General features: G+C 37.3%; 10 protein-coding genes. 1 reads left to right on the forward strand and 9 read right to left on the reverse strand.

The window, feature by feature from the left end; genetic code table 11:
- Window positions 1-4 precede the first annotated feature (4 nt).
- The 7 genes from uvrA to COO03_RS22670 all read right to left on the reverse strand — a co-directional run bounded on the left by uvrA (window position 5) and on the right by COO03_RS22670 (window position 8,977).
- Window positions 5-2,875, reverse strand: coding sequence for an excinuclease ABC subunit UvrA (gene uvrA / locus COO03_RS22640; RefSeq protein WP_097899286.1), 2,871 nt, complete (start codon window positions 2,873-2,875; stop codon window positions 5-7).
- A gap of 5 nt (window positions 2,876-2,880) precedes the next feature.
- A complete protein-coding gene (uvrB, locus tag COO03_RS22645; protein WP_097899287.1) occupies window positions 2,881-4,857 on the reverse strand; it encodes an excinuclease ABC subunit B in 1,977 nt (658 codons plus the stop codon).
- 250 nt (window positions 4,858-5,107) lie between these two features.
- On the reverse strand, window positions 5,108-5,449 hold the full coding sequence (locus tag COO03_RS22650) for a zinc ribbon domain-containing protein YjdM (protein WP_097899288.1): 342 nt from the start codon (window positions 5,447-5,449) through the stop codon (window positions 5,108-5,110).
- Between the two features lie 80 nt (window positions 5,450-5,529).
- Window positions 5,530-7,284, reverse strand: a complete 1,755-nt coding sequence (locus COO03_RS22655) for a SulP family inorganic anion transporter (protein ID WP_097899289.1) — start codon at window positions 7,282-7,284, stop codon at window positions 5,530-5,532.
- A gap of 128 nt (window positions 7,285-7,412) precedes the next feature.
- The gene (locus tag COO03_RS22660) at window positions 7,413-7,853 is read right to left on the reverse strand and encodes a DNA mismatch repair protein (protein WP_097899290.1); all 441 of its coding nucleotides are present in this window, start codon (window positions 7,851-7,853) and stop codon (window positions 7,413-7,415) included.
- Between the two features lies 1 nt (window position 7,854).
- Window positions 7,855-8,208 carry an ArsR/SmtB family transcription factor gene (locus tag COO03_RS22665; protein WP_097899291.1) on the reverse strand — a complete coding sequence of 118 codons (354 nt, stop codon included), beginning with the start codon at window positions 8,206-8,208 and terminating at the stop codon, window positions 7,855-7,857.
- Between the two features lie 331 nt (window positions 8,209-8,539).
- On the reverse strand, window positions 8,540-8,977 hold the full coding sequence (locus COO03_RS22670; protein ID WP_097899292.1) for a DUF4362 domain-containing protein: 438 nt from the start codon (window positions 8,975-8,977) through the stop codon (window positions 8,540-8,542).
- A gap of 231 nt (window positions 8,978-9,208) precedes the next feature.
- Between COO03_RS22670 and COO03_RS22675 the strand changes: the two genes are divergently transcribed.
- Window positions 9,209-10,618, forward strand: coding sequence for an amino acid permease (locus tag COO03_RS22675; RefSeq protein ID WP_097899293.1), 1,410 nt, complete (start codon window positions 9,209-9,211; stop codon window positions 10,616-10,618).
- A 19-nt stretch (window positions 10,619-10,637) separates the two neighbouring features.
- Here COO03_RS22675 and COO03_RS22680 read toward each other — a convergent pair whose 3' ends face one another.
- Both COO03_RS22680 and COO03_RS22685 read right to left on the reverse strand, forming a co-directional pair.
- Complete coding sequence (locus COO03_RS22680) at window positions 10,638-11,246, reverse strand: hypothetical protein (RefSeq protein ID WP_097899294.1); 609 nt, start codon at window positions 11,244-11,246, stop codon at window positions 10,638-10,640.
- The gene (locus tag COO03_RS22685) at window positions 11,243-12,004 is read right to left on the reverse strand and encodes a MerR family transcriptional regulator (protein ID WP_097899295.1); all 762 of its coding nucleotides are present in this window, start codon (window positions 12,002-12,004) and stop codon (window positions 11,243-11,245) included. Before COO03_RS22685 ends, COO03_RS22680 begins: the two co-directional genes overlap by 4 nt.
- Window positions 12,005-12,281: the final 277 nt, after the last annotated feature.

A 12,281-nucleotide genomic window follows, 5' to 3' on the forward strand; every position in this document is an offset into this window, starting at 1 on the left:
TGGCTTAGCTCCCTACTTCAACCTCTTTCATCTTCTCTTTCATACGAGCTGTATCACGCTCTAAAATTTCTTTTAAATACTTCCCTGTATACGAACGCTCTTCTTTGACCACTTGCTCCGGTGTACCTGATGCAACAATCTGTCCACCTTTGTCTCCACCTTCTGGACCAAGGTCAACAATATAATCAGCTGTCTTAATCACATCTAAGTTATGCTCAATTACAAGCACTGTCTCACCACTTTCAACAAGGCGCTGTAATACTTCTAGAAGGCGTGCGATATCATGCGCATGTAAACCTGTCGTCGGCTCATCTAAAATATATAACGTACGGCCTGTAGAACGGCGATGCAATTCAGATGCTAGTTTCACACGCTGCGCTTCACCGCCTGATAGCGTAGTAGCCGGCTGACCTAATTTCATATAGCCAAGTCCTACATCTACGAGCGTCTGTAACTTCCGTTTAATTTTCGGGATGTTCGCAAAGAATTCTACTCCATCTTCAATCGTCATTCCTAATACTTCAGAAATGTTTTTATCTTTATATTTTACTTCTAGTGTTTCACGATTATAACGTTTACCATGACATACTTCACACGGAACATATACATCTGGTAAGAAATGCATTTCAATTTTAATAATCCCATCACCGCGGCACGCTTCACAACGTCCGCCTTTCACGTTAAAGCTAAAGCGTCCTTTTTGATATCCACGTACCTTCGCTTCATTTGTTCGAGCAAACACATCACGGATATCATCGAACACACCTGTGTATGTCGCTGGATTTGAACGCGGTGTACGTCCGATTGGTGATTGATCAATATCAATGACTTTATCTAAATGCTCAAGACCTTTAATTTGCTTATGAGCCCCTGGCTTACTCTTCGCCTTATACAATTTCTGTGCTAACGATTTATATAAAACCTCATTCACCATCGTACTCTTTCCAGAACCAGACACACCTGTTACCGCTACAAATGTACCTAGCGGGAATGACATTTTCGCATTTTTTAAGTTATTTTCTTTCGCACCAATAATTTCAACTTTACGGCCGTCCCCTTTTCGTCTTTCAAGTGGAACCGGAATAAACTTCTTACCGCTTAAATATTGGCCTGTTAATGATTTATCATCATTCATCACTTCATCTGGCGAGCCTGCTGATACAACTTGCCCACCATGAATCCCTGCGCCAGGACCAATATCAAGCAAGTAATCGGCAGCCATCATTGTATCTTCATCATGTTCAACAACAATGAGCGTATTCCCTAAGTCACGCATTTCCTGCAATGTACGAATTAGACGGTCATTATCACGCTGATGTAACCCGATGGAAGGCTCGTCTAGAATATATAGTACGCCCGTAAGACGAGAGCCAATTTGTGTCGCCAAGCGAATGCGCTGTGCTTCACCACCAGATAACGTCCCTGCGGCACGGCTTAAAGTTAAATAATCAAGCCCTACGTTAATTAAGAAGCTTACACGCTCTTTAATTTCACGTAAAATTAAACGAGCAATTTTTTCTTGTTTTTCTGTTAGTTCAATGGTTGAGAAGAAATCATAAACCTCTTGAACTGAGTACTTCGTTACATCCGCAATTGTTTTCTCGCCAACAAAAACAGCTAAGCTTTCTGGCTTCAAGCGGCCACCCTTACATTTCGGACACGCTTGCTCCGCCATATACTTTTCCATCTGTTCACGAATATAATCAGAACTCGTCTCACGATAACGCCGTTCAATATTTGGAATAACCCCTTCAAATAAAATATCACTTTCTTTCACTTGACCAAAGTCATTCACATAACGGAAATACACCTTTTCTTCTCCACTTCCGTACAGTACTTTATCAAATAAGTCTTTCGGAATATCTTTAACAGGCATATCCATATCGATTCCGTAATGATTACAAACAGATTGCAGTAATTGCGGATAATATTGTGAGCTTGTCGGTTCCCAAGGAGCAATCGCATGCTCATTTAATGATAAATCCCAGTTTGGAATCACAAGTTCTAAATCTACTTCTAGTTTCGAACCAAGCCCATCACAAGTCGGACATGCACCGAATGGACTATTGAAAGAGAACATACGTGGCTCTAACTCACCGATTGAAAAACCACAATGCGGACAAGCATGGTGCTCACTAAATAAAAGTTCTTCTTCTCCAATCACATCGATTAATACACGGCCTCCTCCAAGTTTCAATGCACTTTCAAGAGAATCTGCAAGACGGCTTGCAACCCCTTCTTTTACAACGATACGGTCAATTACGACTTCAATAGAATGCTTCTTATTTTTATCTAATGTAATCTCTTCAGATACATCAAGCATTTCTCCATCGACACGAACACGGACATAACCTTGTTTCTTTATATCTTCTAATACTTTCACGTGCGTACCTTTACGTCCTGACACAATCGGTGCTAACACTTGTAATTTCGTACGCTCTGGATATTCAAGTACACGATCTACCATTTGCTCTACAGTTTGCGATGTAATTTCAACCCCATGATTCGGACAGATAGGTGTCCCAATTCGTGCAAATAATAGTCGTAAATAATCATAAATCTCCGTCACTGTCCCAACTGTCGAACGAGGGTTACGACTTGTCGTTTTTTGATCAATTGAAATCGCTGGAGACAGCCCTTCGATTGTATCCACATCTGGTTTATCCATTTGACCTAAGAACTGGCGCGCATACGCGGATAAAGATTCCACGTATCTGCGCTGCCCTTCTGCATAAATCGTATCAAATGCTAATGATGATTTTCCCGAACCAGACAGACCTGTCACAACAACGAGCTGATTTCTCGGAATGGTTACATCAATATTTTTTAAGTTATGCGCTCTCGCACCTTTTACAACGATAAAATCTTTGCTCACTATCTTCACCCTTCCGCTTTTAATTCTAGCAGTAAATCTCTTAGCTCAGCTGCGCGCTCGAAGTCTAGTGCTTTCGCCGCTTCCTTCATCTCCGCTTCCATCTTCGTGATTGTTTTTTCTCGTTCTTTCTTCGTCATCTTCTTAGCAGGCGCCGCTTCATATACTTCCGCACTCTCTGCTGCTGCTGTTGCACGAATCACGTCACGCACTTCTTTTTGAATTGTTCTCGGCGTAATACCATGTTCTTCATTGTAAGCCTCTTGCTTTTGACGACGGCGTTTCGTCTCTTCAATCGCAATTCCCATCGATTTCGTTATGCGATCTGCGTACATAATTACATGACCGTTTTCATTACGTGCGGCACGACCGATTGTTTGAATCAATGATCGCTCTGAACGTAAGAAACCTTCTTTATCCGCATCTAAAATAGCTACGAGTGATACTTCTGGAATATCAAGCCCTTCTCGCAACAAGTTAATACCGACAAGCACATCAAACTTACCAAGGCGAAGATCGCGAATAATTTCAATCCGCTCTAACGTTTTAATTTCAGAATGAAGATAGTTTACTTTAATCCCAACATCTTTTAAGTAATCTGTTAAATCCTCTGACATTTTCTTTGTTAATGTCGTAATTAATACGCGCTCATTTTTCGCAATACGGTCTTGTATCTCTCCTAGTAAATCATCAATTTGCCCTTCAATTGGCCTTACATCAATTTTCGGATCTAAAAGCCCAGTTGGACGAATAATTTGCTCCACAGCTTCCGGTGCAAGTTCTAGTTCATACGGTCCCGGCGTTGCTGATACATACACAACTTGATTCGTTTTCTCTTCAAACTCTTCAAACATAAGCGGTCTATTATCTAGCGCTGATGGCAGACGGAATCCATGATCAACAAGCACTTGCTTACGCGCCTGATCTCCGTTATACATCGCCCTTACTTGTGGCACAGTTACATGCGACTCATCCATCACGATGAGGAAATCTTTAGGAAAATAGTCTAACAATGTATATGGTGTTGAACCAGCTGGACGAAGTGTTAAATGACGGGAGTAGTTCTCAATCCCTGAACAAAAGCCCATCTCACGCATCATTTCTAAATCGTAACGCGTCCGCTGCTCTATCCGCTGCGCTTCTAGCAACTTGCCATTATCATTTAATTCTTTTAAACGTTCTTCTAATTCTTTTTCAATATTTTCAATGGCAACTTTCATTTTTTCTTCGCGTGTAACGAAGTGAGATGCCGGGAAGATTGCCACATGCTCACGTTCTGCTAATACTTCACCTGTTAGTGCATTCACTTCCCTAATACGATCAATCTCATCGCCAAAAAACTCAATCCGAATACAATGTTCATCAAGGGATGCTGGAAAAATCTCAACTACATCCCCGCGCACGCGAAACGTTCCACGCTGGAAGTCAATATCATTACGGCCGTACTGCACATCAACAAGTTCACGAAGCAATTGATTACGTTCCTTCTCCATACCAACGCGTAAAGAGACAACAAGTTCACGATATTCTTCTGGAGAACCTAAACCGTAAATACAAGACACACTCGCTACAATAATGACATCATCTCGTTCAAATAAAGCCGATGTTGCTGAGTGACGCAATTTATCAATCTCATCATTAATTTGTGCATCTTTTTCAATAAATGTATCGGTTTGTGGTACATACGCTTCCGGTTGATAATAATCGTAGTAACTAACAAAATATTCCACCGCATTGTTCGGAAAGAAATCTTTCAACTCACTGTATAGCTGTCCTGCTAACGTTTTATTATGAGCCATTACAAGTGTTGGCTTCTTCACTTCTTTAATGACATTTGAAATCGTAAATGTCTTACCCGTTCCTGTCGCTCCAAGCAACACTTGATGTTTCTTACCATTTTTAATCCCTGTTACAAGCTGTTCTATCGCTCTTGGCTGGTCACCTTGCGGGGAATATTCTGAGACAATTTCAAATTGATGTTCCAACAAATCCGACCTCCTCGTAAAAAATCTGTATTCTCATTTTACCACGAACGCTCAGAAAAAAACCAAGGAAACGAACAAATATTCGGTAAAAAATTCGACATTCATTTTAAAACAAACCGCAAATTTCATACGCTAAGCAAAATTCTGCAAAGAAAAAGCCGATTTCCTTGAACTGTACGCTAAAGGATAAATCGGCTCTGTGCTATTAATTTATTTGTAGTGGTCGAAATTCTATTTTATGAAAAATCATTTATACTTTTTTAACAAATTCAGATTTTAATTTCATGGCTCCAAAACCATCAATTTTACAATCAATATCATGATCTCCATCAACTAGACGGATATTCTTCACTTTTGTACCGATTTTCACAACTGATGAAGTTCCTTTTACTTTAAGATCTTTAATGACTGTCACAGAATCACCGTCGTTTAATACATTTCCATTTGCATCTTTAACAACTTTTGTATTCCCATTGTTTTCTGCTTCTGATTCTAAAGTCCACTCATGAGCACACTCTGGACAAACAAAAAGATTTCTATCTTCATAAGTGTATGCTGAATTACATTTTGGGCAATTTGGTAAATTAGACATATTTTTTATTTCCTCCATATTTATCTTTTATAAAATCATTAAAAGAGTAAATTAAATAAGCTCTGTATATTAAATGAATGTTAAAAATCCAATGCATTGGTTTTATTATTTATTATATTAACTTGCTGAGAAAGCCCGGTACATTCATGAAAAGCAAAATGCTTACACCCTATACATTTTTTCGTATTCAAATGTTCTAGAGCGCAGTTAATAGCTTCCCCTGTATGATCAAAAAAGTTTTCTTCCCCGATCTCGTTGTACAATCCATTCTTATCTAGAGTTATTTTTAACTCGGATTGAATTCCTGAGATGAGAAGTACGCCACCTTGTTTTTTAAAATGCTGAATAATATTTCTAAAGTATGCTTCTCCTGTTGTATCAATAAACGGAACTTTTCCCATACGTAAAATTAAAACTTTCGGCTTATAATGAATAGTCCCTAAAATGTTTTGTTCAAATGTTTGAGCAGCACCAAAAAATAGTGGGCCCTCTATTGTGTAAATACTAATTTGTGGACAATCATGTGCCTTATTTACCACATGCGGTAACAATTTTTCATTCTTTTTTGTATGATCAGGAAGCACTTTAGATATGACAAGCATATTACTCATACGTTTTGTAAACAAAATAACAGCTAAAATAAGGCCGATTTCCACAGCTGTTGTCAAACTAGTAAATACAGTAAGCAAAAATGTTACAAGCAATACAAGGGAATCCCCTGTCTTCATCTTAAGTATGTGAACAAAATGTTTTTGTTCACTCATATTCCAAGCTACTACCATTAAAATAGGAGCCATACTAGCAAGTGGAATATGTGAGGCATATGGCGCTAACAGTAGAAGTGTGGATAACACAAATACTCCATGAATAACACCTGACATCGGAGATACAGCCCCACTCTTAATATTAGTTGCTGTGCGGGCAATCGCTCCAGTTGCTGGGATACCTCCAAATAATGATGTAACAACATTGGCAATTCCTTGGCCAATAAGCTCTTTGTTACTGTTGTGTTTACTATTTGTCATACCATCTGCTACAACAGCGGATAAAAGGGATTCAATACCACCCAGCATGGCGATAACAAATGCAGGGCCCATTAACTGTTTTATGCGCTCTAATGTGATTTCTGGTATATCAAACTGTGGAAGTGTATTTGGAATCGTACCATACGCTGTACCAATAGTAGGTACATGACCTGAGAAAAATACAGTAGCAATTATAGTTGAAATAGCAATACCTACTAATGAACCAGGTACTTTTGGCAAAATCTTTGGAGTTATCAATATAACAAAAAGGCAAATCAAAGCAGTTATAATACTATAAAAATTGATGGTATCAATATGGATAAAGATTTCCTTTAAATTTGCTATAAATGCCTCATGCTTTTTTATACCTGTTAGACCCAAAAAACTAGCAATTTGTCCCGTAAAGATGCCAACCGCAATACCTGATGTAAAACCAATTGTTACAGGGCGTGGGATAAATTTAATTAAAGATCCTAATTTAAAAATTCCCATAAGACATAAGATAATTCCGGCTAATAAACCGGCCAGTAGTAAATTTTCATACCCATAGGTAATTACAATCCCTAAAAGAATCGGAACAAAAGCACCTGTAGGTCCTCCAATTTGATACTTTGAACCACCAAATAACGAAACGAGTATCCCGGCAATACATGTTGTATAAATTCCATACTCCGGCTTAACGCCAGAAGCTATAGCAAAAGACATAGCAAGTGGAATCGCAACGACTCCGACAATCATTCCAGAAAGAAGATCCTTTTGAAAATGCCCTAATGAATATCCTTCAAACCTTCCTGTAAATAACCCTTTCATTACAAAACCTTCTTTTCTATTTTTAATCAATCGTACTTCTTTTCTTCTGAAAGAATACTTTCTTGTGATAAATTTGTATTACAAATACATTTAAACGCTCCCTATCTCGTTACAAAGAGAGTATCAGCCTAATATTGGTTATACGTTTTGCTTAAATGCCGTTCTAATTTACCTATATCTCCGCCTTCTTGTACGTAGGATTTTAATCTTTCTGCTAAAAGTAATCCGTCCCGGCTATCTAGCTTTTTCATATCTATAAACGATGTAATCCTTACTGTATCTGGGGTAATATCTCTACGAAACATTTGTCCTGGAATTTCACTCCAAAAACGATTCCATTCATCTAGTAATCCTATTTGGTCAAATAAAGAGCTCTGAATTCCGCATAACCAAGCTGTACAAGCTGTATTTCTTTTTTGACATCCAACTTCATCTTGTAAATATTCACATAAAAAACAACAAGAATTTCCACTTTTAATACAAATACTACAAACGTGATAGGCTCCTATTGAGCGAAATATTTCTATTCCATGTTGAATGACATCTTCTTTCCTAATTTCAATGCTCAACCTAACCCTCCTTAACTATCGATTCACGCTCTGCTTCATCTAGTTCCTCTAACATTAAAATTGTATCGATTAAATGGTTGTTAAAAATTCGCTTTGCAACTACCAGTAAATCCACAATCATAGGATCTCGTAGAGAATATAAAACTCGTTTTCCATCTTTGGTACCAACAACAATATTTTTTGAACGTAGTACGCTTAATTGTTGAGAAACAGCTGAACCTTCCTTATTAAGAATCGATTGAATTTCATTTACGCTTTTTTCACCCTCTGACAATAATTCTAAAATGCCTATTCGCAAAGGATGTGCTAATGCTTTAAAGAAATCAGCTTTAAATTTTTGCATTTCGTTTCCCATTCAAATACCTCCATTACTTACCCTTAATTTGAAAAAGTATCATATTACATCTTCAAATATTTGAATATGTAATATGATACTCCTAGGACTTCGAATTTTCAATACAAATTTTGAAAGATTAAATTTGAACAGCAGCTCATTCACGCATCCACAAATAAAGCCTTGTAAGTCTTTTACTCAGTTGGAAAATGAAATTAAGAGATCATTATAGATATAAATGGAATTTAAAGAAGATGACTTCTGTTGATACAGAACTCATCTTCTTAATATTGCATACCTTTTTTTCAAAACGCCCTTTACAAATGGTAGATTTTACATGAAAATATCTTTTTCATTCATTAGGCACCTTCACTAAAAAATAGTTTATGTATTCAAGATTTTTTTGGCATTCACTTAATTTATAATTTACGCTTTCCTTGCTTTCCTCTTTTAGAATTCCTCTGCACACATCACTCTTTTTTCCTTTATGAGTACTACCAAACTTATCATTTGAATCATCAAACGTATAGTTTATATTCATTCCATCATAATCCAATGTTTGAAAGATTGGATCTCCTTCATCGGTATAATGTACGATGCGTACTTTATCCGACTGACCATTTTTAACATGAACAAGAAATTTCTCAAACTTATCTAAATTAGTCACTCCGCTCACTTTTTCAACTATATCATCTTTCTGATTATCTCCCGTTGATTTTGTAGAAGATACACACCCTACTAAACTGCCGATACAAAATAGAAAACACAATAAAGCAATTCCTTTTCTCATATGAATCCTCTCCAGCTCGTTTTGACTTTATACTATCATTCAACACGAAATGAACTGGAAGAGCAATGTAAATACGCCAGCAAATACAGAAAAGGTAGAATTTTCTAAAAAATAATTATTTACAAAGTTATTTTTTCACATTAGAATACGAACTACAAGGATTCGACATTATGCGACAAAATGAAGTTATGTTTTTCAGAATTTTTAAATAAAAGGGGATGAGAAAACGATATGAATCTATTTCGCAAAAAATCCATTTCAACATTGTTAGCACAGTCCGAACAAAAAGGGGCATCTTTAAATAAAGAACTCGGCGCATTCGATCTTACCATGTTAGGGGTCGGTGCTATTATCGGAACTGGGATTTTCGTTCTTACCGGTGTCGCCGCAGCAGAACATGCAGGACCAGCACTTATTTTATCGTTTATTTTATCCGGTTTAGCCTGTGTATTTGCGGCATTATGTTATTCTGAATTCGCATCAACTGTACCTGTATCTGGTAGTGCATACACTTATAGCTATGCAACGTTTGGAGAGATAATTGCTTGGATTTTAGGATGGGATTTAATCTTAGAATACGGATTGGCTTCGTCAGCTGTTGCATCAGGCTGGTCTGGATATTTCCAAGGACTATTGAGCGGATTCGGGATTACATTACCTACCGCTTTAACAAGCGCATATAACCCTGCAGCTGGAACATATGTAGACTTACCAGCAATCTGTATCATTTTTCTAATGACACTGTTATTAACAAGGGGAGCAAAAAAATCAGCTCGCTTTAATGCTATCATGGTAGCTATTAAACTCTTTGTTGTCTTACTATTTATCGGTGTAGGTGCCTTCTATGTGAAACCTGAAAACTGGACACCATTTATGCCGTTTGGTTTCTCTGGTGTAACAACTGGCGCTGCAACTGTTTTCTTTGCTTACATCGGATTTGATGCTGTATCAACAGCTGCTGAAGAAGTAAAAAATCCACAGCGCAACATGCCGATTGGGATTATTGCTTCTTTAACAATTTGTACCATACTATATATTGTCGTCTCATTGATATTGACTGGAATTGTGCCTTACGATCAGTTAGGTGTTAAAAATCCTGTTGCTTTCGCACTACAATACATTCACCAAGATTGGGTTGCTGGTTTCATTTCTTTAGGAGCAATTACTGGTATTACAACTGTTTTACTCGTTATGCTATATGGACAAACACGTTTATTTTACGCAATTAGCCGAGACGGCTTACTACCAAAAGTACTTTCCCGTGTAAACAAAAAAACAAAAACACCTGTTATTAATAGTTGGATTACTGCCACTATGGTTGCTTTCTTTGCTGGTTTCGTTCCTTTAAATAAACTAGCAGAATTAACAAATATCGGTACATTATTCGCATTCATCGTTGTATCAATTGGAGTAATTATCCTACGCAAAAAACAACCAGAACTACCGCGTGCTTTTAAAGTGCCATTGGTACCATGGATTCCTGCTTTAGCTGTTCTATTCTGTGGATACCTCGCATTGCAACTGCCTGCAATCACATGGATCGGCTTTGTGATATGGCTTGTAATTGGACTTGTTGTTTATTTCAGTTACGGTTATAAAAATAGTACGCTACAAAATAAACAAAAAGAAGACGTTGCATAATGAAAAAACTGTTGTCCCATTAGGACAGCAGTTTTTTTTCTTTTTTTGGAAAAATGACATATGAAAATGTAATTATCGTATCAATAAGAAGTACAATACCCCATACCTGGCTTACACGACTCGCTCCTTGGTTTAAAACAATCCCTTTCTCAAACCAATCTCCCCACTGTTCGATTGGCACGAGTCCATACATAAAGAAAAATACAATATGAACAGCAGTAAACAAAATAAGATGTAAGCTCCATTGCCCCAGTTCTTGCTTTGTATAAGCCCAGCCCGTAACCTGTAATTGTTCTTCTATAGGCATCGGCTCATTCCGCCATCTTGCAACAAGTTTTCGTACCCATATATCCAATTTTTTTAGATCTTTTTTTCCATATAAAAGCGCATATAATAATATAATTACGGTAATAATTTGAAAGTTAGAAAACTGACCTGTGTGATAATAATCAATGGCGCCCAGCGCTAAAATAAACACTTCATTTAAAAGCAATACAATGCCTGCGATAAAACTCGCTTTCTGTAAACGAAAACCATAACGTAGTACAAAAAATCCAATTGCCGATATCCAAAATACAATTTCTGCACCAATTAAAAAATACCAACGATATTCTGCAAGTATACTCATTTCCCCTTCTCCCTCTCATCATATATACGAAAAGCTTCATCCATATACATTAAAAGCTCCTCTTCAATTGGATACATATTCATCTTCTTTGAATCTTCCTTTGATTTTCTTACTTCCCACAATTTATCTAAAAATGCTTCATCCCCATTCGCCATTTCTAAACACTTCGCCATTAGTTTGTTTGTAGCTTCTTGCACTTCATCATGCGATGCATCCTTGCCTTCTTTCATAAAGCCACGCAACTGTTTTAACAACTCAACCCATTCTCGAACGTTTTCATCTTCCTCGCTCATATTCGGCAAATTGCGAAGAAGTTTTTGCTCCTCGTCTAAAAATGTCTTTTTTTGAAATATTTCGCGTATACGAGGAGACTGCCTTGAAAGTTGAATGAGTTCAAACATGATTCTCCAATCTAATTCTCCCTCTAGCTCAGCTGAATACACAACAGCTTGTAAAATCCGTTCCATTCGGTTGAACTTTTTCTGCTCTTGTTGTACAAACTTAAGTTGTTTTTCCAATGATTCTTTTAAGCTGAATTCATCTGTTACTAACATATTCGTAATCTCTCTTAATGAGAAACCCATTTCTTTTAGAAACAAAATTTGCTGCAACCGAATCACATCCGCTTCACTATATAACCGATGGCCTCCGTCCGTTTTCCCGCTTGGCTTTAATAAATCTATTTGATCGTAATAACGTAGCGTTCTTACAGTAACACCCGTTTCCTTTGTAAGTTCCTGAATCGAAATCATTTCCATCACCCTTTCCTCTTCATTGTAAAAGATGACGTAACGTAACTTTCAAGTATTTTTGTGAAAAAATTCAAAAAAGCTGTTTACACGCTTCATGTAAACAGCTTTTGCGGGATAAAATCGGTAATCCCATCCCGTTTTCCCTTTATTTATCTATTTGTATATAAATCCATTTTAATTTCTCGACATCTAAATCTCTGCTATGCAGAATAAAAGGTAACCTACTCTCGTTTGCTCGTTCTGTTTTTACTTCGCATGTGGCAGAAAAAGTCCCTGACCGCTT

This window comes from Bacillus sp. AFS098217, assembly GCF_002551815.1.
Taxonomy (GTDB): domain Bacteria; phylum Bacillota; class Bacilli; order Bacillales; family Bacillaceae_G; genus Bacillus_A.

What these genes read in the sequence shown, in the direction of transcription:
- COO03_RS22650 (WP_097899288.1), bottom strand. Translation starts at nt 5,449, where the DNA reads ATGTCTAATTTACCAAATTGCCCAAAATGTAATTCAGCATACACTTAT.
- COO03_RS22655 (WP_097899289.1), bottom strand. Translation starts at nt 7,284, where the DNA reads ATGAAAGGGTTATTTACAGGAAGGTTTGAAGGATATTCATTAGGGCAT.
- COO03_RS22665 (WP_097899291.1), bottom strand. Translation starts at nt 8,208, where the DNA reads ATGGGAAACGAAATGCAAAAATTTAAAGCTGATTTCTTTAAAGCATTA.
- COO03_RS22670 (WP_097899292.1), bottom strand. Translation starts at nt 8,977, where the DNA reads ATGAGAAAAGGAATTGCTTTATTGTGTTTTCTATTTTGTATCGGCAGT.
- COO03_RS22675 (WP_097899293.1), top strand. Translation starts at nt 9,209, where the DNA reads ATGAATCTATTTCGCAAAAAATCCATTTCAACATTGTTAGCACAGTCC.
- COO03_RS22680 (WP_097899294.1), bottom strand. Translation starts at nt 11,246, where the DNA reads ATGAGTATACTTGCAGAATATCGTTGGTATTTTTTAATTGGTGCAGAA.
- COO03_RS22685 (WP_097899295.1), bottom strand. Translation starts at nt 12,004, where the DNA reads ATGGAAATGATTTCGATTCAGGAACTTACAAAGGAAACGGGTGTTACT.